At 69.4% G+C, this 24,579-nt stretch carries 26 protein-coding genes and 1 tRNA gene; 17 read left to right on the forward strand and 10 right to left on the reverse strand.

Annotated elements, in window-relative coordinates; genetic code table 11:
• Nucleotides 1–28: 28 nt before the first annotated feature.
• Nucleotides 29–2,182 carry a hypothetical protein gene (locus tag BARAN1_RS02690; protein ID WP_157959407.1) on the forward strand — a complete coding sequence of 718 codons (2,154 nt, stop codon included), beginning with the start codon at nucleotides 29–31 and terminating at the stop codon, nucleotides 2,180–2,182.
• Between the two features lie 21 nt (nucleotides 2,183–2,203).
• Nucleotides 2,204–2,276: transfer RNA gene (locus tag BARAN1_RS02695), tRNA-Glu, on the forward strand.
• 37 nt (nucleotides 2,277–2,313) lie between these two features.
• Here the strand turns inward: BARAN1_RS02695 and BARAN1_RS02700 are convergent.
• The 3 genes from BARAN1_RS02700 to rpsB are packed head-to-tail and all read right to left on the reverse strand — an operon-like array spanning nucleotide 2,314 to nucleotide 4,423.
• Nucleotides 2,314–3,012, reverse strand: coding sequence for a uridine monophosphate kinase (locus tag BARAN1_RS02700; RefSeq protein WP_157959408.1), 699 nt, complete (start codon nucleotides 3,010–3,012; stop codon nucleotides 2,314–2,316).
• The gene (locus BARAN1_RS02705; protein ID WP_122031757.1) at nucleotides 3,009–3,605 is read right to left on the reverse strand and encodes a translation elongation factor Ts; all 597 of its coding nucleotides are present in this window, start codon (nucleotides 3,603–3,605) and stop codon (nucleotides 3,009–3,011) included. Before BARAN1_RS02705 ends, BARAN1_RS02700 begins: the two co-directional genes overlap by 4 nt.
• The gene (gene rpsB, locus BARAN1_RS02710; protein WP_122031758.1) at nucleotides 3,605–4,423 is read right to left on the reverse strand and encodes a 30S ribosomal protein S2; all 819 of its coding nucleotides are present in this window, start codon (nucleotides 4,421–4,423) and stop codon (nucleotides 3,605–3,607) included. The genes BARAN1_RS02705 and rpsB overlap by 1 nt, the downstream gene beginning before the upstream one ends.
• 123 nt (nucleotides 4,424–4,546) lie before the next feature.
• Here rpsB and dnaB point away from each other — a divergent pair, with 123 nt between their 5' ends.
• The 4 genes from dnaB to gcvPB are packed head-to-tail and all read left to right on the forward strand — an operon-like array spanning nucleotide 4,547 to nucleotide 9,088.
• Complete coding sequence (gene dnaB / locus BARAN1_RS02715; protein ID WP_157959409.1) at nucleotides 4,547–5,920, forward strand: replicative DNA helicase; 1,374 nt, start codon at nucleotides 4,547–4,549, stop codon at nucleotides 5,918–5,920.
• 23 nt (nucleotides 5,921–5,943) lie between these two features.
• A complete protein-coding gene (gene gcvH, locus BARAN1_RS02720; RefSeq protein ID WP_122030783.1) occupies nucleotides 5,944–6,327 on the forward strand; it encodes a glycine cleavage system protein GcvH in 384 nt (127 codons plus the stop codon).
• Nucleotides 6,324–7,643 carry an aminomethyl-transferring glycine dehydrogenase subunit GcvPA gene (gene gcvPA / locus BARAN1_RS02725; protein WP_122030784.1) on the forward strand — a complete coding sequence of 440 codons (1,320 nt, stop codon included), beginning with the start codon at nucleotides 6,324–6,326 and terminating at the stop codon, nucleotides 7,641–7,643. The genes gcvH and gcvPA overlap by 4 nt, the downstream gene beginning before the upstream one ends.
• Nucleotides 7,640–9,088, forward strand: a complete 1,449-nt coding sequence (gcvPB, locus tag BARAN1_RS02730) for an aminomethyl-transferring glycine dehydrogenase subunit GcvPB (RefSeq protein WP_122030785.1) — start codon at nucleotides 7,640–7,642, stop codon at nucleotides 9,086–9,088. Before gcvPA ends, gcvPB begins: the two co-directional genes overlap by 4 nt.
• A 39-nt stretch (nucleotides 9,089–9,127) precedes the next feature.
• On the opposite strand, the gene BARAN1_RS02735 is transcribed toward gcvPB, so the two are convergent.
• On the reverse strand, nucleotides 9,128–9,790 hold the full coding sequence (locus BARAN1_RS02735) for a potassium channel family protein (protein WP_122030786.1): 663 nt from the start codon (nucleotides 9,788–9,790) through the stop codon (nucleotides 9,128–9,130).
• A gap of 80 nt (nucleotides 9,791–9,870) precedes the next feature.
• On the opposite strand from BARAN1_RS02735, the gene trmY reads away from it, so the two are divergent.
• The 7 genes from trmY to BARAN1_RS02770 all read left to right on the forward strand — a co-directional run bounded on the left by trmY (nucleotide 9,871) and on the right by BARAN1_RS02770 (nucleotide 14,460).
• Nucleotides 9,871–10,458, forward strand: a complete 588-nt coding sequence (gene trmY / locus BARAN1_RS02740) for a tRNA (pseudouridine(54)-N(1))-methyltransferase TrmY (RefSeq protein WP_122030787.1) — start codon at nucleotides 9,871–9,873, stop codon at nucleotides 10,456–10,458.
• Nucleotides 10,455–10,709: a putative signal transducing protein gene (locus BARAN1_RS02745; protein ID WP_122030788.1), complete on the forward strand. Its 255-nt coding sequence runs from the start codon at nucleotides 10,455–10,457 to the stop codon at nucleotides 10,707–10,709. The genes trmY and BARAN1_RS02745 overlap by 4 nt, the downstream gene beginning before the upstream one ends.
• A 40-nt stretch (nucleotides 10,710–10,749) precedes the next feature.
• Entirely contained in the window at nucleotides 10,750–11,346 is a 597-nt protein-coding gene (locus tag BARAN1_RS02750) for a protein-L-isoaspartate(D-aspartate) O-methyltransferase (RefSeq protein WP_320410391.1), read from the forward strand.
• Nucleotides 11,343–12,383 (forward strand): low-specificity L-threonine aldolase, encoded by a 1,041-nt coding sequence (ltaE, locus tag BARAN1_RS02755; RefSeq protein WP_320410390.1) that lies wholly within the window; start codon nucleotides 11,343–11,345, stop codon nucleotides 12,381–12,383. The genes BARAN1_RS02750 and ltaE overlap by 4 nt, the downstream gene beginning before the upstream one ends.
• A gap of 78 nt (nucleotides 12,384–12,461) precedes the next feature.
• Nucleotides 12,462–13,205, forward strand: a complete 744-nt coding sequence (locus BARAN1_RS02760) for a hypothetical protein (RefSeq protein ID WP_122030791.1) — start codon at nucleotides 12,462–12,464, stop codon at nucleotides 13,203–13,205.
• Between the two features lie 11 nt (nucleotides 13,206–13,216).
• Nucleotides 13,217–13,828 (forward strand): PKD domain-containing protein, encoded by a 612-nt coding sequence (locus BARAN1_RS02765; protein WP_122030792.1) that lies wholly within the window; start codon nucleotides 13,217–13,219, stop codon nucleotides 13,826–13,828.
• 5 nt (nucleotides 13,829–13,833) lie between these two features.
• Nucleotides 13,834–14,460, forward strand: coding sequence for a PKD domain-containing protein (locus BARAN1_RS02770; RefSeq protein WP_122030793.1), 627 nt, complete (start codon nucleotides 13,834–13,836; stop codon nucleotides 14,458–14,460).
• Nucleotides 14,461–14,535: 75 nt separating this feature from the next.
• On the opposite strand, the gene BARAN1_RS02775 is transcribed toward BARAN1_RS02770, so the two are convergent.
• Nucleotides 14,536–15,987: a uridine kinase family protein gene (locus tag BARAN1_RS02775; RefSeq protein ID WP_162297736.1), complete on the reverse strand. Its 1,452-nt coding sequence runs from the start codon at nucleotides 15,985–15,987 to the stop codon at nucleotides 14,536–14,538.
• Nucleotides 15,988–16,058: 71 nt separating this feature from the next.
• On the reverse strand, nucleotides 16,059–17,222 hold the full coding sequence (locus tag BARAN1_RS06580; RefSeq protein ID WP_162297737.1) for an N-acetyltransferase: 1,164 nt from the start codon (nucleotides 17,220–17,222) through the stop codon (nucleotides 16,059–16,061).
• Nucleotides 17,223–17,349: 127 nt separating this feature from the next.
• Between BARAN1_RS06580 and BARAN1_RS02780 the strand changes: the two genes are divergently transcribed.
• From BARAN1_RS02780 to BARAN1_RS02795, 4 genes are all read left to right on the forward strand, one after another.
• Nucleotides 17,350–18,657 carry a cyclic 2,3-diphosphoglycerate synthase gene (locus tag BARAN1_RS02780; protein WP_122030795.1) on the forward strand — a complete coding sequence of 436 codons (1,308 nt, stop codon included), beginning with the start codon at nucleotides 17,350–17,352 and terminating at the stop codon, nucleotides 18,655–18,657.
• A gap of 105 nt (nucleotides 18,658–18,762) precedes the next feature.
• A complete protein-coding gene (locus tag BARAN1_RS02785) occupies nucleotides 18,763–19,671 on the forward strand; it encodes a hypothetical protein (protein ID WP_122030796.1) in 909 nt (302 codons plus the stop codon).
• 45 nt (nucleotides 19,672–19,716) lie between these two features.
• Nucleotides 19,717–20,745, forward strand: a complete 1,029-nt coding sequence (locus tag BARAN1_RS02790; protein ID WP_231944292.1) for a redoxin domain-containing protein — start codon at nucleotides 19,717–19,719, stop codon at nucleotides 20,743–20,745.
• A complete protein-coding gene (locus BARAN1_RS02795) occupies nucleotides 20,742–21,293 on the forward strand; it encodes a nitroreductase family protein (protein ID WP_122030797.1) in 552 nt (183 codons plus the stop codon). Before BARAN1_RS02790 ends, BARAN1_RS02795 begins: the two co-directional genes overlap by 4 nt.
• A gap of 34 nt (nucleotides 21,294–21,327) precedes the next feature.
• Here the strand turns inward: BARAN1_RS02795 and thrC are convergent, their stop codons facing one another.
• Genes thrC through rsmD form a run of 4 tightly spaced genes read right to left on the reverse strand, consistent with a single transcriptional unit; the run spans nucleotide 21,328 to nucleotide 24,578 of the window.
• A complete protein-coding gene (gene thrC / locus BARAN1_RS02800) occupies nucleotides 21,328–22,446 on the reverse strand; it encodes a threonine synthase (RefSeq protein WP_122031760.1) in 1,119 nt (372 codons plus the stop codon).
• Complete coding sequence (locus BARAN1_RS02805) at nucleotides 22,443–23,159, reverse strand: DUF72 domain-containing protein (RefSeq protein WP_122030798.1); 717 nt, start codon at nucleotides 23,157–23,159, stop codon at nucleotides 22,443–22,445. The genes thrC and BARAN1_RS02805 overlap by 4 nt, the downstream gene beginning before the upstream one ends.
• A gap of 24 nt (nucleotides 23,160–23,183) precedes the next feature.
• Nucleotides 23,184–23,987 (reverse strand): 5'/3'-nucleotidase SurE, encoded by an 804-nt coding sequence (gene surE, locus BARAN1_RS02810; protein ID WP_122030799.1) that lies wholly within the window; start codon nucleotides 23,985–23,987, stop codon nucleotides 23,184–23,186.
• A 21-nt stretch (nucleotides 23,988–24,008) separates the two neighbouring features.
• Nucleotides 24,009–24,578: a 16S rRNA (guanine(966)-N(2))-methyltransferase RsmD gene (gene rsmD, locus BARAN1_RS02815; protein ID WP_157959410.1), complete on the reverse strand. Its 570-nt coding sequence runs from the start codon at nucleotides 24,576–24,578 to the stop codon at nucleotides 24,009–24,011.
• Nucleotide 24,579: the final 1 nt, after the last annotated feature.

A 24,579-nucleotide genomic window follows, 5' to 3' on the forward strand; every position in this document is an offset into this window, starting at 1 on the left:
ATCATCGAACGGAGTGAAGGAGGCGACCATGCGCAAGTGTCTAGCGTTGGCGGTCGTGCTGATCCTGGGCGTGGCTGCGGTCGGGCAGATCGAGGAGGTCCGCGACCTCGGGTACGGGAACAAGCCGTTCAACCCCACCGACACGGGCCTCGTGATGCGGGCCCTGCTGCGGGATAACGACGCAGGGAATCTTGATCCAGTCTACTTTACAAGGCTAGCCGTCGCGAACGTGGGGACGGCGGCGGCGGAGTTCGAATGGGTGGAGCTGCGGATCGAGATCGCTGGGCAGAAGAGGGTCCTCGCCCGCTCGACGGGGTTCCCGATCGCGGAGGTCCTCCTCCCCCGTCCCGTCGAGGAGCGGATGCTCCCCGATGACGGGGAGGCGTGGATCGAGGTCTGGGTCAAGGTGACGGAGGACATCGTCCACGGCCACACCGTCCAGCCCCAGATCCGGTTGTGGTGGTCGGAGGGCGATGCGGGGGGGACGATCGAGCTCACCGACGGCGTCGCCGACACGTTTGTGGTGGACGAGAGCTTCGGTGCTCAAGGCCTTCCCGGCCCCGAGGGTGGGGTCCTCAACCCGGGCGATGTGTTCCTCGTCGCCGAGGCCGAGGTGTGGGATACCCCCGACGTCAACGCACACCAGATGTACGTCGTTTCGGTGCGCGTGGATGGTCCGCGGGAGCTTATCTGGACCGTGGACATCAACAACGGGGTCACCCGGATCGAGGTTCCGGCGGGGGTGGAGGTCCAGCTCCCGGAGCCGGCGTTCGTCGCCTACGACACCTACGATGAAGTGCGGCCAGGGCCGGTCCGGCTGTGGGTGACCGTGCCGCCGACGTTCCTCCCCGTGGAGCCGGTGCGGGTCGCCCCGAGCTGGGCGGTCACCGTGCGCGAGGGGGCCCAGGGCCCTCAGGCAGGGTCGTTCGCGTTCTCCGATCCCCTCCCGGATACGGTGGTGGCCGCCGGGCTGGAGTCGTTGACCGTGAGCGTGCCCGATGCGGGGCGCGTGCTCACCGTTGTCCCGGCCACCCTCGCTTACTCGACCCTCACCCTCACCGACGCCGACCGGAACCAGACGCCCATCCGGCTCGATCAGCTTGAACTCGGGGCTCGGGGGACGGTCTCCTCCCAGATCACCGCGCTCGAGCTCTACGACACAGGGGGGAGGTTCCTCGGCTTCACGGATGGGATCAAGCCTCTGCCCCTTTTCACGCCGGCGGGGAAGCCGATCCTCCTCTCGGATGACGGTTCGTTCTCGCTCGTCACGACGCTCTCCCTGGGCGGGAAGATGCCACTGGGGGGGAGCCTCCTCCTTGCCCACCGGGTGAAGGTTGAGGAGGCCCTGCCGTACGACTGGCTGTACAACTCCGCTGCGCTGACGAAGTTCGCCGGCGTGCAGGAGGTCGTGCCGGCGAAGGCGATCTTCTTTGGGCAGCCCAAGATCCAGCTCGCCGCTGTCGGATCGACGGTCGAGATCACGACCGACGGGGAGACGGTGGGCGTGTTCCAGGGCGTGCTCAGGTACACCCCGCGGGAGCCCCTCTCTCTGGAGGAGGTGTCCCTGCAGCTCATCGCCGAGCCCCCCTACCGGATCACCCAAGAATCGCTCGACCGGGAGAAGGGTGAACTCACGTTCCGGGTTGAGGCAGCGCGGGCCCAAGCGCGGGCGGGGAAGCTCGTCACGGTCCAGCTGGTCGTGGGCCGCGTCGCGGATCCAGCGGTGGAGGTGGCGGTTGAGCTCACGTCTGTGAAGCTCATCGACTGGGCGGGGATCGAGCTCCCGTTCACCTTGAGCCCGGGGAAGGCCACGATCAGCCTCACCGCCGTCACCCTCGGCCTGGAACAGGTGGAGGGCGCGCTCCGCATCACCGCGGACAGCGCGGTCATCGGGACCCTTGGGGGGGCCTTCACCTACGAAGCTGGGCAGCCGCTCTCGTTCACCCGTGTCGCCTCCCCTGAACCGTACGCAGTGGCGGCGTTCGATCCCCAGGCCGGGGTTGTCTCGTTCCGGACCGCGCTCATCCCGGGGAACGCCCCCGCGTCAGGGGAGATCCTCGTGGCGGCGTTCGCGGCGGGGGGGAAGGTAGCGGTGAAGCTCGAGATCGCTGAGCTCCTCGATGCCCAGGGGAAGCCGTACCCGTTCGCTCTGCCCGTGGATGCGGTGGAGGTGGGCCCGTAGGGGGCCTATAATCGCGAGGTGGGTCCCATCGTCTAGGGGTCGAGGATACCGGGCTCTCATCCCGGAGACAGGGGTTCAAATCCCCTTGGGACCAGAGTGAGGGGCGCTGCGTGGGCGGCGCTCTTTTTCTGTCAGCCGATGAGGGATCCGATCTTCCCCTGGACGGCGGAAAGGAGGGATCCCTCGCGGTCCGCGCGGTAGACGACGATCGGGAGCCCGTGGTCGGCGGCGATCGCCACCGCGGCCCCATCCAGTACCCGCAGCCCCCGCGCCAGGTACTCGCGGGGGGTGAGCCGGGGGAGGGGCCGCGCCGTGGGGTCCACCTTGGGGTCAGCTTCGTACACCCCATCCACCTTGGAGCCCTTGAGGACGACCTCGGCCCCCACGGCGAGGGCGCGGATCACCGCCGCCGTGTCCGTGGTCACGAACGGGTTCCCGGTGCCAGCGGCGAACAGGACGACGTGACCGGCCTCGAGCGCGGCGCGGGCCTGCCAGGGGTTCACCTCCTCCGCCACCCCGGGGCAAGGGAGGGCCGACAAGAGGAGGGACTGGACCCCCACTTCATTCAGGGCCTCGCGGAGGGCGACCCCGTTGATGAGGGTCCCCAGCATCCCGATCGCGTGGCCTGCTGTGGGCGGGAGGTGGGGGAGGGCCGAGCCGCGGGCGACGTTCCCCCCCCCGGTGACGACCCCCAGCTCGACCCCGGCCCCGCGGGCCGCCTTGATCTCGCTCGCGCAGAAACGAAGGCCCCCTGCGTCGAGGGGGCCGTCCGGTCCGGCGAGGAGCTCGCCCGACAGCTTCACCAGCGCCCGGCGGTAGCGAAGGCTCACCCCACGCCCACCTCGAACCGTGCGAATCGGCGGATGACGACCGGCTCCCCGAGCTTGGCCCCGAGGTCGGCGAGGAGGTCCTCCACCTTCAGCGCCGGGTCCCGCACGTAGGGTTGCTTCAGGAGGCAGGTCTCCTCGTAGAACTTCTGGAGCCGGCCCTCCACGATCTTGTCCACGATGTGGGGGGGCTTCCCCTCCTTCTCCGCCTTCGTGCGCTGCACCTCCCGCTCCGCGGCCACCGCCTCGGGGGGAACATCCTCCGGGCTCACCCAGCGCGGCTTGGCCGCCGCGATCTGCATCGCGAGGTTGCGGATGAACTCACGGAACGCCTCCGAATTCGCGGCGAAGTCGGTGGAGGTGTTCACCTCGAGGAGGACGCCCACTTTCCCCGAGTGGTGGACGTAGGCCTCGACCCGACCCTCCTTCGCCTCGCGGGATTGGCTCGCCAGGAATTCCTTCCCCTCCATGCGGAGGATCGTCTTCGCCTTCTCCAGGTCCCCGCCCGCCTTGGCGAGGGCCTCCTTGCAATCCACGATCCCGATCCCGGTGTCGGCGCGGAGGCGCTTCACCAGTTCCAAGTTGACGTCCGCCATCATTCCTTCCCTTCCTCTCCCGCCAGTTCCTCCCACATCTCCATGAGGTGGGTGTCCGTCTCCACGTTCAAGAGCTCCGGCTCCGGCATCCCCTGCGGTTCGCCCGGCTCGGCCGGGGCCGGCTCCGCCGTCTGCAGTCCCTCCCGCCCCTCGATCACCGCGTCGGCGATGCGGGCGGTGATGAGGCGGGTGGACTTGATCGCGTCATCGTTGCCGGGGATCGGGTAGTCCACCATGTCCGGGTCGGAATCCGTGTCGCAGATGGCGACGATGGGGATGCCGAGGAGGTTCGCCTCCCGCACCGCGTGGACCTCGACGGTGGGATCAATGAGGTACACCGCCCCGGGCAGCCGGTCCAGGGTGCGCAGGCCATCGAGGTTCCGCCGCAGGTAGTTGAGCTCCTTCTCCAGCTTGATCCGTTCCTTGAGCGGGAGACGCTCGTACTTTCCTTCCGCGAAGTTCCGCTCCAGCTCCAGCATGTGCAGGATGCGGCGGCGGATGACCTCGAAGTTGGTGAGGCAACCTCCGATCCAGCGCTGGTTCGTGTACGGGCTCCCGCACCGCTTGGCCTCCTCCTCGATCGTGGGTTGGACCTGTCGCTTCGTCCCCACGAACAGGATGGGCTTGCCCTGCGCGGACTGGCTCCGCACGAACTCGTAGGCGCGCTCGAACAGGTCGAGGGTCTGCCCGAGGTCAATGATGTGAATGCCCTTCCGTTCAGTATAGATGTAACGGGCCATCTTGGGGTTCCATTTTCGGGTCCGGTGCCCGAAGTGGACCCCGGCCTCCAAAAGATCCTTCATCGAGAGAAGCGCCAAACTACCTCCTCCTTTCGCCACATGGGGCCGTGAGTATGGGGCCAAGTATAGCCCCCCAATTCGCGCTGGGCAATGCACGTCGGGGACTGGCGGGGGCGCTCGCTGGGGAGGTATGATCGGGCCGTGGCCGACCGAGGTGAAGAGGGGATTCTCCACGTCCCGCGCAACGAGGAGGCGGAGCAGCTCGTCCTGGGAGCGGCGCTCCTCGAGCCCGACGAGGTCATCCCCACGGTGGCCGATCGCCTCAAGCCCGAGCACTTCTACTTCCGGGCCCATCAGATCATCTACCGCACCCTCCTTGACCTGTTCGAGGAGGGCGAGCACGCGGACGCCGTGGCGGTGGCGAACCGCCTCGAGGAGAGGGGGCAGCTCGCCAAGGTGGGAGGTCGGAGCTACCTTGGGGAGATGATGGGCCGGGTCACGACGATCACCGCGGTGGACCACTATGCGGGGATCATCGAGGACAAGGCCCTCCGGCGCTGGCTGATCGAGGCGGGGGGGAAGGTGTCCGAGCTCGCCCAGCAGGAGGACCTCCCGCTGGAGGGGGTGATGGATCGGGCGGAGGAGGCGGTGTTCGCCATCGCCGAGCGCCGGTCCGCTCCCAGCTTCCACTCCCTGCGCGAGTTCCTGGACGACCATCTGGAGATGCTGATGGAGGTCCACAAGGACCCCCACCGGCGGCCGGTAGCGGCCCTGTCCACCGGGTTTGAGGAGTTCGACGCCCTCACGTCCGGCCTGCGGAGGTCGGACCTCATCGTGCTCGCGGGTCGGCCGGGGACGGGCAAGACCTCGCTCGCGCTGGGGATCGTCCGCCATGCCGCGATCGTGGAGAAGAAAAAGGTTGGCCTGTTCTCGCTCGAGATGACGAAGGAGCAGATCCTGGAGCGCCTGCTCTGCGCGGAAGCCCAGGTGGACCTGCAGCGGCTGCGCGATGGGTACCTCCCCGCCGCGAAGTGGGGGCTCATCGCTGAGGCCGCGGGACGGCTCCACGATGCGGTGATCCTCGTGGATGATGCATCCACGGCCTCGGTCCTCTCCATCAAGGCCAAGGCGCGGCAGATGATGAGGAGGCACGATGGGCTGGACCTGGTGGTGGTGGACTACCTCCAGCTCGTGGAGGCGGGGATCAAGAGCGATGTGCGGGAACAGCAGATCGCCTACATCTCGCGGGCCCTGAAGGCGCTCGCCCGCGAGCTCGAGGTGCCGGTGATCGCCTGTTCCCAGCTCAATCGGGCCGTGGAGCGACGGGAGTCCAAGCGCCCCCAGCTCTCCGATCTCCGCGAGTCGGGGGCGATTGAACAGGACGCTGACCTGGTGGTGTTCATCTACCGGCCCGACTACTACGACGACCCCGATCAAACGGGGCCAGTGGCGGAGACGGAGATCATCATCGCCAAACAGAGGAACGGCCCGCTCGGGAAGTTCCGCCTCATGTTCCACAAGAGCTCGGCCACGTTCTACTCCCCGACCAAGCAGGGGGAGGTCGTGCCGTTCTAGAGATCGCGGGGAAAGGAGGGACGTTGATTCCGCAGGAGCTCCGGTACACGAAGGATCATGAATGGGTCCGCCTGGAGGGCGACAAGGCGCGGGTGGGGATCACCGAACACGCCCAGAAACAGCTGGGGGACATCGTGTTCGTTGAGCTCCCCCCCGTGGGGGTGGTGGGACGGCGTGGGGACCGCCTGGCGACCGTGGAGTCGGTGAAGGCGGTGGGGGAGGTGTTCGCCCCCCTCAGCGGGGAGGTGGTGGAGGTCAATGCTGCCCTCCCCGGGTCCCCCGACCTCGTGAACAAGGATCCCTACGGCGAGGGGTGGCTGTTCGCGATCCGGGTCGCCGCGCCCATGGAAACGGGTGAGCTCCTCGATGCCGCCAGCTATGAAGCGCTCGTGAAGGGCAGCGGATGAACCCCTACCTCCCCCACACCGCGGCCGACATCCGGGCGATGCTGGAGGCGATCGGCGTCCCCGACGTGGACGCCCTGTTCTCCGATGTCCCGGCTGCGGTCCGGGATCGGTACCGGCCCGTCGGGCTCCCCCCCCACGACGAGCTTTGGGTGCAGCGGCACCTCACCGGCCTCGCCGAGCGGTCCACCGGCCGGAGGCTGATCCCGTTCCTCGGGGGTGGGTTGTACGACCACTACATCCCGCCCGTGGTCGGCCACATCCTCTCCCGGTCCGAGCTCTCCACCGCCTACACCCCCTACCAACCCGAGGTCTCGCAGGGGACCCTGACCTGGATGTTTGAGTACCAGACCATGATCTGCGAGCTCACGGGGATGGAGGTGGCCAATGCCTCGCTGTACGACGGGGCCACTGCGCTCGCCGAGGCTGTGCTGATGGCCCATCGCGCTACAGGGGGGAAGAGGATCCTCGTCCCGCGCTCCCTCCACCCCCGTGCCCGGGAAGTCCTCGCCACCTACGCGTGGGGGGCTGGCCTCACCCTCCACGAGGTCCCCTACGACGAGGACGGCCGGCTCGCCCTCGAGGGGATCCCGGACGGGGCGTGCGCGCTCATCGTCCAGCAGCCGAACGCGCTCGGGGTCCTCGAGGACCTCACCGGGCTGAAGGATCGTCTGGGGAAGGCGTTCCTCATCGCGCATGCGAACCCGATCCCCCTCGCCGTGATCGAGCCGCCGGGCTCGTTCGGGGCGGACGTGGTGGTGGGGGAGGGACAGCCTCTTGGGAACCCGCTTTCCTTCGGGGGGCCCCTCCTCGGGTTCTTCGCGACGCGGATGGCCCACCTGAGGCGGATGCCGGGCCGCGTATCGGGCCAGACGCGCGATGTGGACGGGAAGACGGGGTACGTGATGACCTTCCAGACCCGCGAGCAGCACATCCGGCGCGAGGGGGCGACGTCGAACATCTGCACCAACTCCGCCCTCTGCGCCCTCGCGGCCACGGTGTACCTCGCCGCGATGGGGCAGGAGGGGCTGAAGCGGGTAGCGCTCCTGTCGTTTGAGCGGGCCCATGGCCTTGCGGCGCGGATCGCGCGCGTCCCCGGGTACCAGCTTGCGTTCGCGGGGCCGTTCTTCCACGAGTTCGTGGTGCGGTGCGCGGATCCCGTCGGCGCGGTGGCCAAGCTGCGGCGGGCGGGGATCGCCGTCCTCCCTCCGCGCGTCCTCGCCCCGCTCGGGATCGAAGATGGGTTCCTCGTCGCGGTCACCGAGAAGCGGACCGCAGAGGAACTGGACCGATTCATGTCCGCCCTGGAGGGAAAGTGAGCACGATCTACGACCGCGGTGCCCCTGGCCGGCGGGCGGTCGCCTTGCCCCCGCTTGCGCAGCCGGAAGAGCAGGTCCTTTCAGGTATCCCAGCCGGGCTACGGCGCCAGGGTGCGCCCCGCCTCCCCGCGGTCTCGCAGCCTGAACTCGTCCGCCACTACACCGCCCTCTCCCGGATGAACTACGGGGTGGACACGGGGTTCTACCCGTTGGGCTCGTGCACGATGAAGCACAACCCCAAGCTCCACGAGGACCTCGCGCGCCATCCCGGGCTCGCCGATCTTCACCCCCTCCTCCCCGACGAGGAGTGTCAAGGGGCGCTTGCCCTCTTGTGGGAGATGGGGGAGTGCCTGAAGGGGATCGCCGGCATGCCGGGGATCACCCTCCAGCCGGCGGCGGGGGCCCATGGGGAGCTCACGGGGATGCTCCTCATCAAGAAGTGGCTTGAGGACCACGGGGAGCTCGGTGCGCGGACGAAGATCCTCCTCCCCGACTCTGCCCACGGCACGAACCCCGCCTCGGCGGCGATGGTCGGGTTCTCCGTCGTCTCCCTCCCGTCCGACCGGCGGGGGCTGGTGGACCTCGCTGCCCTCCGGGGCGCCCTCGGCCCGGACGTGGCAGGGATCATGCTCACTGTCCCCAACACCCTGGGGCTGTTTGAGGAGGACATCCTCACCATCACCTCGCTCGTCCACGACGCGGGGGGCCTCTGCTACTTCGATGGGGCGAACCTCAACGCCTACGTCGGCCGGGCCCGACCGGGGGACATGGGAGCGGATGTGTTCCACATCAACCTCCACAAGACGTTCTCCACCCCCCACGGCGGGGGCGGCCCCGGAGCGGGTCCGGTGACCGTGTCGGAGGCCCTGCTTCCCTACCTACCTGTCCCCGAGGTTGTGCGGGAGGGTGGGGAGTTCAAGCTCGCCTGGGATCGGCCGAAGTCGATCGGTCGCGTCCACCCCTACTTCGGGAACGTGCTCGTCATCGCCAAGGCCCTCGCCTACATCCTCACCCTGGGGGACGACGGGCTGCGCGAGGTGTCGGCGGGGGCCGTCCTCGCGGCGAACTACCTCAAGGCGAAGCTCGCGGGCCCGTACAAGCTCCCCTACGATCGGCTCGCCAAACACGAGTTCGTCCTGTCCGGGGAGGGCCTGGATGGGGTGCGCACGCTCGACATCGCCAAGAGGCTCATGGACTATGGGTTCCACCCCCCGACGGTCTACTTCCCGCTCATCGTCCGGGAGGCGCTCATGATCGAGCCCACTGAGACCGAGCCACGGGAGACCCTCGACGCGTTCGCCGCGGCGATGCTCGCCATCGCCCGGGAGGCCCGCGAACAGCCGGAGCTCCTCCACGACGCTCCCCATACGACGCCGGTGCGTCGGCTCGATGAGGCGCGGGCGGTGCGGGAACCCCGACTGAAGTTGGATCTAGGGGACCGATAGGGGCTCGCCCCTAGCCGTGCCTTTCTTTCTCCCCCGCACCTAACCGGTGAGCTGTTCGATGGCGGACTGGGGGACGTGGCCCTTCGTGAACACGGTCACGTTGTCCCCGGCCCGGATCACCGTGCTGCCCGAGGGGATGACGAGGTCCCCGTCGCGCTCCACCGCGGCGATGAGGAGCCCCTCCGGGATCAGGCCCTGTTTGCCCGCCTCGCGGAGGGTGAGGTCCACGAGGGGAGAGTCGGCGGTGATCGTGATCCGGAACACCTGGGCTCCCCCGGGGAGCGCCACCAGATCGCGGACGTGGGGATGCCAGGCTGAGTGGTAGAGGTAGCCGGCGACGATGATGTCGGGGTTCTCCATGACATGGGCCCCCAGACGGCGGAACAGGTCCACGTGTTCAGGGTTGTTGACCACGGTGACGATCGTCGGGACGCCGAGGTCGCCGGCGGCGGCGACGACCATGAGGTTCGTCGCATCGTCGTGGGTGGTGGCGATGAGGGCATCGGCCCGCTCCGCCCCCGCCTCACGGAGGATGTCCGCCGAGGCCGCATCCGCGTTGAACACGAGCACATCGTAGCGACGGATGATCGCCTCCGCCTTCTTGGGGTCCCGCTCGATGACGGCCACGTTGTGCCGATCGCGCACCGCGAGGTCGATGATCGCAGACCCGATCCCACCCGCGCCCACGACGATCAAATACATGAGAATGTATGGTACCCCTCGGCCTGCGCCCGGTCCACAGCCCCTTGGTCCGCCCGGGGCAGGTCCGTTAGGATCAGGGTGTGCGAACGTTCGTGATGGTCAGCCACACCGTGCCCCTCGAGGGGGAGTTCTCCCTATCCGACCTCCCGGGCGGGGCAGGCCGCCTCGACGTCCTCTGTCGGGCGGCGAACGATGCGTTCCTCATTTCCCATGGGATCCGCCCCGCGGTGGCGTTCCACTTCGTGATCCAGGACCAGCTGACGATCAGCCTGTGGGGGGGCCGCCTGCGGCACCTGAACCCGGATGAGCGGTCCACGGGCGCCCTCCTGCGGCAGGCGCTGCGCACAGCCCACGACCTCCCTCTAGGGGAGGAACGGCCGTCCACCCCGGGGATCACGGTGCGGCGGATGGGCCTAGGAGGCCTCCTCGATGACCTCCGAGCTGCGGGGAACGCGCCCCTCGTCCTCGACGAGGCGGGGGCTCCCCTGCGCGGGGCGAGGCTTCCGGAACGCCCAGCGTTCCTCCTCTCCGACCACCGCAACTTCACCCCGGCCGAAGAGGCCCTCCTCGCCGCCCTCCCGCGGATCTCGGTGGGGCCAGTGGTCCTCCAGGGGCACCAGTGCATCACCCTCGTCCACAACGAGCTCGATCTACAGGAGGTAGGATGAGCAATTGGGAGCTGCTGACCACGGTGATCGGGTCCCCCCAGGCCGAGCTCGTGGCGAGCTTCCTGCGAGGCGAGGGGATTCCTGTCCAGTTCAGGAGCCACGTTCCACCGTCGGTGTATCCGCTCACCGTGAACGGGCTCGCCGAGGTGCGGGTCCTCGTCCCGGCGGTGGATCTCGACCGGGCGCGAGAAGTGCTCGCCGCGTTCAGGATGGGGGAGGAGGACGACCACGGGGACCGACCGCCCTGTTGAGCCCTGGCTTGCGCAGGCGCGGGAGGCCCTCGTCTCCGAGCTGCGGGACGAAGGGATCCGCGACGAGCGGGTGCTAGGGGCCCTGGCCCGGGTCCCCCGCCACGCGTTCGTCCCCCCCCACCTCCTGCCCCATGCCTACGAGGACCGTCCCCTCCCGATCGGTCACGACCAGACCATCTCCCAGCCGTACATCGTCGCCCTGTCCACGGAGGCCCTCGCCCTCCAGCCCACGCACCGCGTGCTCGAGGTCGGCACGGGATCGGGGTACCAGACGGCGATCCTCGCCGAGCTGGCGGGTGAGGTGTACACGGTGGAGCGGCTCCCCGAGCTTTCCCTCGCCGCCCAGCGGAGGTTGGGCGCGCTCGGGTACACGAACATCCGGTTCCGCGTGGGGGATGGGACGGTGGGCTGGCCGGAGGAGGCACCGTTCGATGCGATCCTCGTCACCGCTGGCGCGCCGCGGGTCCCCGACCGCCTCCTGTCCCAGCTCGCCCCCTACGGACGGCTCGTGATCCCGGTGGGAGGACGGTTCAATCAGGAGCTGGTCCTCGTCCACCGCGACGGGGGGCAGTGGGTGGAGCGGCGCCTCTGCCCGTGTACGTTCGTTCCCCTGATCGGGGAGGAGGGATGGACATGATCGATCTACGTTCGGATACGGTGACCCGGCCCACGCCCGCGATGCGGGAGGTGATGGCTGCGGCGGAGGTGGGGGACGACGTGTACGGTGAGGACCCCACCGTGCGCCGGCTCGAGGAGCGGGCCGCCGACCTCCTCGGCACGGAGGCGGCGTTGTTCGTGCCGTCGGGGACGATGGGGAACCAGACCGCCATCGCCTGCCACACCCGCCCCGGCCAGGAGGTCATCGTCGAGGAGGGGTCCCACATCTACAACGTGGAGCTGGCGACGATGGCCCGCTTCTCCGGCGTCCAGCCGCGGGTCCTCCCCGGGGAGAGGGGCGTGTTCACCGCCCGCCAGGTCGCGGCCGCGATCCGGCCCGACATCTACTACCTCGCCCCGACCGGGCTCGTGTGCCTGGAGAACACACACAACGCGGCCGGGGGCCGGATCTGGCCCCTCGCCGCGGCGCGGGAGGTCCTCGACCTCGCCCACGGGCGGGGGATCCCCGTCCACCTCGATGGGGCGCGCATCCTCAACGCTTCCGTGGCGACGGGGATCCCGGCCCGGGAGCTCACCTTGGGGTTTGACTCCGTCATGTTCTGCCTGTCCAAGGGGCTCGGCTGCCCGGTGGGATCCCTCTTGTGCGGGTCGCGGGAGTTCATCGCCGCTGCCCGCCGGACCCGCAAGGCCCTCGGGGGCGGGATGCGCCAGGCGGGGATCCTTGCCGCGGCGGGCCTGTACGCCCTCGACCACCACGTGGACCGCCTCGCCCAGGACCACGTCCACGCCCGGCTCCTCGCCGACGGGCTCGCCTCCCTCCCTGCCCTGTCCGTGTGGCCCCCGGACACGAACATCGTCATCTTTGAGATCGCGAGGGGCCCCGATGCGGAGGCCCTCTGCCAGCGGCTGCGCGACCGGGGCGTGCTCGCCTCCCCGGCCGGGGCTGGGACCTCCGCCCGGCAGGTGCGGATGGTGACGCACCTTGGGATCTCCGCCGCCGACGTGCAGCGGACGGTTGACCTCGTGGGGCGGGAACTCGGTACCGCGAGGGCGTGACGAACCGGCCCCCACTGGGGGGGGCCTGTCCTCGGATCCCCGCCCGTGCGGGCGTAGCCTCCATCACGTGAGGCTGAGATGCGAGCGATCCTGGCAGGGCTAGTGGTGGCGGCGGTGGGCGTCGCCGGAGGGGCAACGACCCTCGCGGTGGGCTCGGCGGCCCAATGGGTCTTCGTTGATGTCCCGAGCCTGAACACGTTCATCCGCCTCGCCAATCAGACGATCGCCTTCGTCAACGAACGGGCGGGGAGCGAACCCGTCCCCCCCATCCCCGCGCTCGGGCCGGGGGTCGGCCTGCGGCTCAGCGAGGCGGTGGGGGGCGTGCTGCGGGTGGGGCTGCAGATGGCAGTGGCGAACGTCGGCACCCGCACCCAAGGGACGTGGACTGCGGAGGAGACGTCGCATCCGGTGGACATAAGCCTCGACGTCGGCTTCGTCGCCTTCGCGGCTGAGCTGGACCTGGTCCTCGTGCCGGAGATCCTCATCGTGAGCGCCTCCGCAGGGTGGGGAAGCGCGCGCATTGGCTACCGGTGCGTGTTCCCGCCCACGCTGCCGACAGATTGGTCGCTCCCGTTCCTGCCTGAAGCCGAGGACACGACCTACACCGGCGCGGGGCCGGTGGGGACGGTGGCGGTCCAGGTCTCCCTTCCGCTCGGGCCGGGGGCGAGCGCGGGGTTCGAGGTCGGGTTCCGGCTCACCGCCCCGAGCGTGCCGCGGGCGGGGATGGGCGTACTCGACCTCAACGCGGATGGATTGGGCGATCCCGTTGGGTTTTCCGGTCCCTGGCTGGGGCTAACGGTGCGGCTGGAGTTCAACCTGTGAGGGGGTGTGCGATGAAGAGGATATTCGTGGTCGGGTGCGCACTCGTGGCGCTCGTTCTGGGGGGGTGCACGTCGAAGTTCCAGGCCGTCCCCCCGGAGGCCCTGTTCGCGCTTCGTCCCAGCGCTGGCGTGGCTCCCCTCACCGTGGTGTGCGACGGGTCACTCTCGTTCTCCGAGAACGGGAGGGTTGTGGAGTACATCTGGGACCTCGGGGATGGGACCCGGGCGCTGGGGCCGATCGTCTCCCACACCTACCGCCGGGGGGGGACGTTCCGGGTGACGCTCGAGGTGTACGACGAGCAGGGCCTGTCGAGCCGCCGTGATGGGCGTGTCGAGGTGCAGTTCGCCCCGCCGACGGCGAGCTTCTCCTCCGCGCCCTGGCGGCCGGGGACCGGGGAGACGATCTGGTTCGATGCCTCCACATCCACGTCGCCCAACGGAGCGATCGTCGAGTACCGCTGGGCGTTCGGAAATGGGGATTGGGACGTGGGAGAGAAGGTTGGGTACATGTACTGGTACGGGGGGGCGTACCCCGTGACCCTGACCGTTGTGGACGAGGCCGGGGCCGTGGCCTCGGTGACCCAGGTCATCGAGGTCCAGGGCGGGCCAGGTTGCGCGAGGTGAGACATATGAGGAAACGTGTGGGGGCGCTTGCCGTAGGAGTCGGGCTTCTCCTCGTCTCCGGATGCACGCCCGAGGTGGGGCCGCTGCAGAGGATCAGCGCGACGATCATCGCCTCGCCCGTCGAGGGCCAGGCCCCGCTCGCCGTGCACTTTGACGCGACCCGGTCCGCCGATCCCGAGGGGCCCCTCACCGACCACCTGTGGGACTTCGGGGACGGGAGCCCCGTCGTCGCCGGCCGGGAGATCCAACACACCTACCAGCGGGCCGGTGAGTACCTGGTCACGCTCGTCGTGGTTGGCCCCTCCGGGACCGGTCGGGCGACGACGTTCGTGCGTGCTCTCAACAACCCCCCCACGGCGGCGTTCACGTTCCTCCCCGCCGACCCGTTCCAGGGGGAACCGGTCTCGTTCGATGCCTCCGCGTCCTCCGATCCTGATTCCGACATCGCCCACTACGTGTGGGACTTCGGCGATGGTGCCACCGGCGAGGGGAAGATCGTGAGCCATGCCTTCGCCAACCCTGGGGAGTTCCTGGTCATCCTCACCGTCACCGATGCCGCGGGCGCCGAGGCGAGGGCGACGCGGCTCGTGGTGGTGGAGGACTGTAGCTCTGGGGGTTGCGGCAGACGGTAGTCGAGAGCCCGCTTCCGCACTCACCCTCCGCGCCTCCCCTGCCCAGGCGGGGGAGGCGCCCCCCTTGACGGACGGCTACTCGTTGTGGGGGATCTGGAGCGTGGTCCCCCCGATGAACTCCCGTACGAGGTGGTCGCCGGGGATGAGGGCGTGGTCCTCGGCCTCCCACAGGGTCAGCCCCGCCACCTGGCCGAGCAAGCTGCCGATGCGCCGGTAGCGGATCCGCGCATCGAGGAACGTATCGTAGGGAGCGACCTCCTCTGGCTTCGGCCAGATCCCATCCGGAAGGAAAAACGGCTTCAGCACAGGAAGGTCGAACGGCATCCCCCCGTTCACGACGTGATCGGCGAGGCCCATCAGGGGGATGATCGAGAACAGTTCACCGCTCCGCACGTAGTGCCAGTGGAGGAGGGTCTGGAGCGGGGGATGGTTGCGGTGCTTGACATCCCGCAGCATCCGGCGGAGGAGCCGCACATCCGTGAACTGGGTCAACCGTTCGCTCGTTCCGTCCCCCTCGTAGAGCATGTTCGCTGCCTCAATGTACAGCCAGAACATCGCCTCGCGGGCGATCCCGGTCGTGAGGGGGGGATAGAGCCCGTGGAGGCAGTCGAGGAGGAGGAGCTGGCCCTCCTTCAGCCGCACGAGCTTCGTCCCCACGCGGCGGCCCTCCTTGAAGCTATAGATCGGCTTCTGGATCGCCTGCCCGTCGAGGAGGGCGCGCAGGTGACGGTTGATGGTCTGGATGTCGAGGGCCTCCGGCGTCTCGAAGTTCCGATCGTTGAGCCAGTCCGTGGGGTGCTCGACGAGGGGCCAGAAGTAGTCATCGAGGTTGAGCATCAGGAATTCGAGGCCTTCCTTCCTCAGCCGCTGGAGGAGCTTGACCGTGGTCGTCGTCTTCCCCGACGAGGATGGCCCGGAGACCCAGATCACCCGCAGGTCCCCAGTTGCGGCGCGGGCGAGGACGGCCGTGGCGGCCTCGTCCACCGAGCGCTCGTACCGCTCCGTGGCGGCGGCGACAAGCTCGGGGAGGTGGCCCAACCGGACGATCTCGTTCAGCCCGGCCACGGTGTCACAGCCGTGCTCGCGGTTCCAGGCGAGCGTCTCGTGGTGGAGGGGGACCGGATACCCGTTCCCCACGAACTCGTCCATCGTGATCGCCCCCGCCCGCACCCAATACTTCCCCCACCGCCAGCACTCGTAGGCATCGGCCACGGTGACGAACCCAAAGCTCCGCAGGACATGGACCACCGTGTCCTGGATCTCCTCGACGGTGGGGGGAAAGTTGGCGATCCAATGCCGCTGATCACGGTTGAGCGTTGCCACCACGACATCGGATAGGAACTCCGCGATGTGCTCGTCGTCCCCGTACGAGAAGAGGCGCTCGTTCACCCCCGGCACGTGGTCGAGGGAGAACCCGCCCACCGACTGCACCGCCCGGAGGATGGCGTGGATGATCCGTCCCTGGTCGAACGCGACGAGCGACCGGTCGCGTTTCCTGACCTTGCGGATCCTGTTTTGCACAGCCACGCAAGGATTATACCGTTCGCCGCTCCGGGCGATCCCTGTTTCGGGAACGGCAGCGTTCGCCTCCCCACTGCTTACGGAATGGGCGTTTCGTAGATCCGCCACGTCTTGGCGAGGCGCCCGCCCATCGCCTCGCAGGCGCGGAGGATGAGGTCGTTGTCCTCGAGGAGCATGGACGCCTCGCCGGCCCGGTACCCTTTCCCCCAGGCGATCGTGAGCACCTCGTGGAACAGGACCGCGTCCACCCCCATCTTCCGGTACGGAGGGCAGATCCCGAAGAACATCACCCGCGCCGTGCGGATCCGGCGCCGCCGGGCCAGCAGGCGCAGCGCCCGCATGAGGTCGAGATCGAGCACGGGGTTCCAGGTCGGCCGGAGGGCCACGTTCGGGTCCGGGATCGCCCCGATCATCGCCGCGAGTTCCCCGTCTACGTAGGCGAACCGGATCAACTCCGGGTCGGCGATCGCCTTCAAGCTCTTCGCGAGCGCCTTCGCCTCCCCGTCCGTGATCGGGAGGAACCCCCAGTTGGCGGCCCACGCCTCGTTGTAGACCCACGCGAGACGCTCCACATCTTCCAGGAGGTGTCCCAGGTCGAACGGGCGGGTCTCGATCTCCCGGCGGGCCCGGGCGGCCGCGACGAGGCGCTCCAGGCGGGGGTCCCCGGGCTGGGACGGAGCAATCCAGTACGCATGGTAGTCCTTGACCTTCCGCAGGCCGTACCGCTCGAGGTGCTCCCCGTAGTAGGGCGGGTTGTGGGTGAGCTCCACCGTGGGCGGGGTATCGAACCCGCGGACGAGCACCGCCTGGTGGGACTCGTGGGTCGCGTTGGAGTACCCGCCCGGTCCGCGCATCGCATCTACCCCCCGCTTGGCGAGCCAGGCCCGGGCGCTATCGAGGAGGGCCTCGGTGACCGCGTAGTCCGGGACCGCTTCGTAGAACCCGAAGGATCCGAGGTTTGCGTTGTGGTAGTCGTTGAACCGGTGGTTGACCGCGGCCGACACCCGGCCCATGAGGCGGGGGCCGGAGCGGGCGAGGAAGTGCGTGACCTCGGCCGTCTCGTGGTAGGGATGGGCGGGGGTGAGGAGGCCAGTCAAGCCAAGGAGCCGGCTCCCGAGGAGGTCGGCGGTGAGGGGAGGGGTCCAATTCGGGTCCCCGCGGTGGATGTGCCACGGGACCGCAACGAACTGCCGCAACCGGCGATCCCCAAGCGGGATCTCCTCGATCGTAAGCCGGGCCATGAGCCCCCATTATCCCCGGTCTGGGCCGGGGATGCCGGTTCGCCGCCGGGGCGCATCGTAAAACCTCACCCCGCAGGGATCGGGTATAATCCCGCCGTTGCGACACCATCCAACTTGAGGTGAATCCATGAGCAAGACCAAGGTCATCATCATGGGCGCTGCCGGCCGCGACTTCCACAACTTCAACGTTGTGTTCAGGGATAACGACGCCTACGAGGTGGTTGCGTTCACCGCCACCCAGATCCCGGGGATCGTGGGGCGCCGTTACCCCGCGGAGCTCGCCGGGCGGCTCTACCCGAACGGGATCCCGATCGAGCCGGAGGAGCGCCTCCCCCACCTCGTGCGCGAGAAGAATGTGGACCGGGTGGTGTTCGCCTATTCCGACGTCTCGCACCAGCACGTGATGGAACGGGCGGCACTCGCTGCTGCGGCGGGGGCGGACTTCTGGCTCCTGAGCCCCCGCTCGACCCAGCTGGTGGCCAAGAAGCCGGTCGTCGCCGTGTGTGCGGTGCGCACGGGTGCCGGCAAGTCCCAAACCACCCGCCGCGTGGCCCAGATCCTCCACGAGCAGGGGAAGAGGGTCGCCGTGGTCCGCCACCCCATGCCCTACGGGGACCTCGTCCGCCAGAAGGTGCAACGGTTCGCGTCGTTTGAGGACCTGGACCGGGCGGAGTGCACGATCGAGGAGCGCGAGGAGTACGAGCCCCACATTCAGGAAGGGTTCGTGGTCTATGCGGGGGTGGACTACGGGGCGATCCTCCGTCAGGCGGAGGCGGAAGCCGACGTGATCCTGTGGGACGGGGGGAACAACGACTTCCCCTTCTTCCGGCCCGACTTCCTGATCGTCGTCGCCGACCCGCTGCGGGTTGGGCATGAGAACACGTACTGGCCTGGATCCGTGCTCGTCCGCCAAGCCGCTGTGATCGTGATCAACAAGGTGGATACGGCGGGGATCGAACCGGTGGAACGGCTGCGGGCCTCCCTTTCCTCCCTCAACCCGCGGGCGAAGGTCGTGGAAGCGGCGTCCCCGATCACCCTCGACGCGCCGGAGCTCGTGGCGGGGCGGAGGGTGCTCGTGATCGAGGATGGGCCCACCGTCACCCACGGGGAGATGCCGTTCGGGGCGGGGGCGGTGGCGGCACGGAAGCTCGGGGCGACCTTCGCCGACCCGCGTCCCCATGCGCAGGGGTCGCTCGGCGACGTGTACAAGGCCTATCCCCACCTCGGCCCGGTGCTGCCCGCGATGGGGTACGGGAAGAAGCAGATCGAGGAGCTCGCCCAGACGATCGCCCGCGTCCCCTGCGATGCCGTCGTCATCGCGACGCCGGTGGACCTGCGCCGCCTGATCGCGATCGAGAAGCCGTCAACCCGGGTCCGGTACGATCTTCAGGAGATCGGCCATCCCACGGTGGCCGACCTCCTCCCCCGGTTCTGAGACAGGGGTCCAGGGCCGCCCGGACAAATGGGGCCGGGCGGCCCGTCCAGTGTGCCCCGCTGGGCCCGGTCATCTCCGTACCCTCGTCCCATGAGGTGGTCTGAGATGAGAAAGCGTCTCCTGGGTGTGCTCGTCGTGACCCTGGTGTGGGGTGCCACATCCTGGTCCCAATCCCCGACCTTCTCCGGCTCACTCGGGATCGAGGTCGCCTTCACGCCGTCGTCCTCTTCGCTCGACCTCGCGTCCGCAGTCACCCTCGCCCTCGCATGCGACCGGGCGGAGGTCATCAGCCGAACGGAGCTCTCCCTCACTGGGCTTGAGGCCGAGCACCTCATGATGGGGGTCGATCTCGATGGGATCGGCCTCCGGAGTGGGATGAGGTTCGATCCGTGCTTCTCCAAGTACTGGTTCGAGGTCCGGGGTGGGTGTTGCCCATGGGAGCTCGGGGGGCTGTTCCTCGTGGAGAACCTCGCGGAGGCATGTGCGACGCCAGCCTACACGGTCGGGCTCGTCCTCGACCTCGGCGTCGCCTGGCACCCGGGGTTCTTCGCCCGCAGCCTCACTGGGTTCGGCGTGACGGGCCTCGATCACCTGCTCGACGACGACCCCACCACCGACCTCACTGCGGTGTCCGGGGTGTGGTTCGAGGAGGAGCTCCTCCACCTCGGCTTCACGAGCGCCTGTTTCCGCGCCGACTCCCGGGTCCTCCTCAACCCGTACGGCCTCGCGTGGAGCGAGCTCGGCGCGAGCTACATCTACCCGGATCCGGAGGCCGAGCTCGGGGCGCGGATCCGCCTCAATGGGAGCTTCGGCCTGAGTTGGGCCAAGCTATTCCTCGGGGTGCGGGTGCCGCCGGTCGGGATCCGGCTCGTGACCGCGTTCAACCTCGGAGGGTTCGTGTCCCAGGAGGTGTGGGTGGAGGTGGTGTTCTCCTGGGTCCGCATCCACTCCCGGACGCAGTTCGATTTCGGCGGCCTCATTCAGAGCACGGTCGGGATCGAGCTCGACTTCTGACGCCTGCGGGTTGCCGGCTCGGGAGGGGGGGCTATCATCCCTTCCATGGACGAGGAGCGGATGAACCCGTTTGGACCTGCCCCCGAGTTCACGCTGCCGTCGGCGGCGGGCGGGGCGGTGTCGCTCCCCGATCTAGCGGGCTCGTACGTCGTCCTGCACTTCTTCCCCCGCACCGGGACGCCCGCCTGGGCCGAGGACGTCCGTGCCTTCCAGGCCCTCCTCCCCGAGTTCACCTCCCTTGAGGCGCGGGTGGTGGGGATCGCGCCCGATTCCCTTTCCACCCTGGCCCGGTTCGCGGCGAATGGTGGCCTCACCCTGCTCTCCGATCCCGATTGCGCTGTGGCGAGGGCCTATCGCGCCGTCACGCCCGAGGGCCGGGTCCAGCGGGCGACGTTCCTCGTCGACCGGGCGGGGTCCATGCGCTGGGCGTGGTGGCGGGGGAAGGTGGCCGGCCACGCGGAGGAGGTCCTCGCCACGTTGCGGGCGCTGCAGGCCGCGGACGAGGCTGTCAACCCACTCATCCATAGCCGGCGGGCGTACCGGGCCCTGTCCGGAGAGCCCGTGGCCCGGGAGGCCCTCCAGCGGCTGGTCGAGGCGGCCCACCTCGCCCCCTCCTGCTTCAACAACCAGCCGTGGCGGTTCGTGATCGCCCAAGGGGAAACGTTGGACAGGGTGAAGGGGGCCCTGTCCGGGGGGAACTACTGGGCGAAGCGCGCCCCGGCGATCCTCGCCCTCGCCAGCCACCGCGACCTCGACTGCAAGCTCTCCGATGGGCGCGACTACTTCCTATTCGGATGCGGAATGGCCACCGGCCTGCTCATGATCCAGGCGACCCAGATGGGGCTCGTTGCCCACCCCATCGCCGGCTACGATCCCCACGCAGTCAAGGAGGCGCTGGGGATCCCGGAGGAGTACGTCCTCATCACGCTCATCGTGATCGGGAAGCGGGGAGAGGCGAGCACGCTCAGCGACAAGCACCGCGCGATCGAGCTCGGGCCGCGGGAGCGGAAGCCCTTGTCGGCCGTGGTGGCATGGAATAAGTTCGGTGACCTGTACCAGACGGAGGGCATATGACGAAGAACGATGTACTGAACGCGATCCGCGGCCGGAGGAGCGTGCTCCGGTTCGAGCCGAAGCCGGTGAGCGAGGACGAGGTGGAGGCGATCCTCGAGGCGGGGAGGTGGGCCCCGTCGTTCGCCAACTCCCAGCCGTGGACGTTCGTTGTGGTGCGGGACGAGGAGACGAAGGCCAAGTTGGGGGCCCTCGTGGAGCGGCTCGCCTTCGCGCGCCGCGGCCAGGTCGCCCTCACCGGGAAAGGGGTCGGCGACGCGCCGGTGCTGATCGCGGTCGTCGTTGACCCGGTGAAGGATCCGGGGCACTGGATCGAGGCGGGGGCGGTGGCGACCCAGAACATGGCCCTCATGGCCCACAGCCTGGGGCTGGCCTCGTACTGGGCGGGACTACGGGGTCGGGCGGAAGCGGAAGTGAAGCGGATCCTCGGCATCCCCCGCGGGATGAGGGTTGTGGCCCTCCTCCCCATCGGCCGGCCCGCGTACACACCGCGGGAGGTGGAGCGGGTGCCTCTCTCGGAGATCGTGCGCCGCGATCGGTTCGGAGGTTAGCCGAAGCCGCCCCCGCGCGGGTCGGAGACGACGGTCAGCACGGGTTCACCGCCTTGAGCCCGTGCCCGGTGAGGGGGAGCACGACCTCCTCCCCAGGGCCGATCGTGCCTCGCGCGATGAGGGCGGGGAGGGCAGCCACGGCGAGGGCCGCCGTCGGCTCAACCCAGATCCCTTCCTCGCGGGCGAGCTCCGCCTGCCCCCGGAGGATCTCCTCTTCCCCCACCATAACGGCATCCCCATCCACCGCCCCGAGCGCGGCCAGGACCTCCCGGCCCCGCTTGGGGCGGGGGATTCGTGCCCCCTCGGCCACCGTGGCCCGGGGGTCCGGCTCGACCGGGTCCCCCCCGCCACCGGCGCGGACGAGAGGGGCACAGGCCTCAGGCTGGACGATGTGGAGGCGCGGCACCCGTCCGATCCACCCCCGGTCGCGCAGCTGGGCGAACCCCTGGACGAGCCCGAGGAACAGTCCGCCTCCTCCCACCGGGACGACGACGTGGTCAGGGATCCGACCCTCCTCGCCTAGCTCGTAGGCGAGTGTCGTCAGGCCGGCGACGAAGTACGGCGAGGCGTTGTGCGAGGCGTAGAGGAGGTCAGGGTCCTTAGCGCATGCCTCCCGGACCACGTCCGTGGCCCGCTCCCGTGGGCCGGGCACGCGCACCAGCTCCGCCCCGAGGGCTTCGATCTGGGCGAGCTTGGGCCCCGAGGCATGGGCCGGCACGTAGAGGACGGCGCGGATCCCCGCCCGGGCAGCGTAGGCGGCGAGGGCCGCCCCGGCGTTCCCCGACGAGTCATCGGCCACCGCCCTCGCCCCGAACGACCGCAGGACGGCGACGAGCACCGCTGCCCCCCGGTCCTTGAACGAGCCGGTGGGGTTCGTCCCCTCGACCTTGAAGAGGAGGTTCACCCCCAGACGGGGGCCGATGCGGAGGGAAGGGATGAGGGGGGTCCCCCCCTCGCCCAGGGTGATGGGATCCACGGTGGGGAGGAACGGGGCGTACCGCCACACCCCGCGCCCGGTCAAGCCCGCGGCAGTGGAGCCTGCCGGCGGGTCCGGCCGGTAGTCGAGCGGGACCCGGCACGTCGGGCACGGCAGCGGCACCGCACTCGGCACGGTGCGGAAGCCGCACAGGGGGCACCGCAGTTCGCCTCTCATCCCGTGGCCCACATCCCCGCGAACCTTCGGGCATCGGAGACCATCGTGTCGTTGTTGAAGAGCACATACACGCGTTCGGCCTCCAGTCCCCGAACAGTGTCCCGCAGGCGCTCCAGGTCGTGGTCGCTGTAGGTGTAGCGGTACATCCGCGCCCCCGGCGGGGACCCATGGAGCCGCAGGTACGCGATCTCCCCCCCCGTGACGGGGAGGGTTCGGAACGGGTCGGTGCCGTGGACGAGGGAGTGCTTCCGGCACAGGGCGGCCACCCGCTCCGGCTCCTCGTCCCACTGCCCGCGAGGCTCCCACACGAGGGTGAGCCCCCCCCGGTCGACCGTGGAGAGGAACTGGGCCAGAGCCTCCTCGTGGTCCGGCTTGGGGGAGAATGCAGGCGGGCACTGGAGGAGGAGCACCCTCGCCCGCAGGGCGCGGGCCACCTCGACCGAGCGCGCGAACCCGGCGCGGGCTTGTGGGCCCTGGAACCGCGCGTAGTGGGTGATCCCGCGGTGGGCCTTGACCGTGAACTCGAACTGTGGGTTCACTCGATCGGCGAGATCCCGCCACCGGCGGACGGTCGCGAGCGGGGGGAGGCGGTAGAACGTGGAGTTGACCTCGACGAGCGAGAACTGGGCAGCATAGAGTTGGAGCCGATGCCGGCCCTGTTCCCCCCCGGGCGGCAGCGCCGACCAGCCGCAACAGCCGATGCGGACCTCCACCTCGGGATTATAGGGCCCCTCTGGCTACGCCGCGTCCCCGACGCGGATCTCCTCCTCCCACCGGCGCAGCTTGTTGAGCACGGCGTAGGCAGTGAGGTCGAGGTGGAGGGGGGTGATCGAGACGTACCCGGACAGGACCGCCCACACATCGGTATCCTCCTCGCCTGCGGGTGGGGAGGAGAGCATCTCGCCCGCCAGCCAGTAGTAGGAACGGCCGCGGGGGTCCTCGCCCCGCACGAGGTCGTCGGTCCAGATCTTGCCGCCGAGGCGGGTGACCCGGACCCCTTTGGGCACGCCGCGCGGCACGTTCACGTTGATGAGGGTGCGGACGAGCGCGTCCCGCTCCGCCAACGCCAGCCTCGCCACCCGCGCCGTGAGCGCCGCTGCTCTCTCGTAGTCTGGGTTCCCTTCCCGCCCCTCGTCGGGCCCGAGGTCGAGGGACACGGCGATCGCCGGGATCCCCGCCGATGCCCCCTCCATCGCCGCGGCGACCGTGCCCGAGTAGGTCACGTCGTGCCCGATGTTCGCCCCCATGTTGATCCCCGCCACGACGAGGTCGGGCCGGCGCGGGGCGAGGCCGAGGAGGGCGAGGAGCACGCAGTCGGACGGGGATCCGTTCGTGACGTGCACCTCCTCCCCGTCCGGGAGGTGGGCGCTCGAGAACCGCAGCGGCTTATGGAAGATGCGGGTCCGCGATGCCGCGGACCAGTTCCGGTCTGGGGCGAGCACCCATGGCTCCCCGACCGTGGCGAGGGCCCTCCGCAGGGCGAGGAGCCCCGGCGAGAGGTACCCGTCGTCGTTCGTAACCAGGATGAACGGCCGTTCCATCGTCCCCTCCGGGCGTTCAGTCTAGCTTCCCCCGCCCTCAGGCACAAACCGGTACAGGGAGAGCACCGTCTCCCCGTAGGCCCGCCGTATCTCCAGGACGAGGGGGCCGTACCGATCCGCCAGCGGCTCCTTGTGGAACGACTCCGCCACCACCACTGCCCCAGGGAGGAGGGGGCGGAGCTCGGCCAGCGCCGCGACCGTCCGGGCGGCGAGCCCGCTTCCATACGGGGCGCCGACGAACACGAGGTCGAACGCCTTCCCCTTTCGCGCGAGCGACCGCAGCGCCGTGAAGACATCGGCCTCCACTACCTCCGCCCGTGTGGCGCACCCCAGCCGCCGGATGTTCTCGCGGATGAGCCGCACCGCCTGATCCGAGCCGTCCACGAACACGGCGCGGGCCGCGCCGCGGGAGAGGGCCTCCAGCCCCACCGCCCCCGTCCCGGCAAAGAGGTCGAGGAACTGCGCCCCGGGCACGAGCTCGCGTACGGTGTCGAACAGGGCGAGGCGGACCCGGTCCCGCAGCGGCCGGATCCCCGCGCCCCGCGGTCCCACGAGCTTCTGCCCCCGGTACTCCCCCGCGTCGATCCGCACT

The sequence above is a fragment of the Candidatus Bipolaricaulis anaerobius genome (assembly GCF_900465355.1).
GTDB lineage: Bacteria > Bipolaricaulota > Bipolaricaulia > Bipolaricaulales > Bipolaricaulaceae > Bipolaricaulis > Bipolaricaulis anaerobius.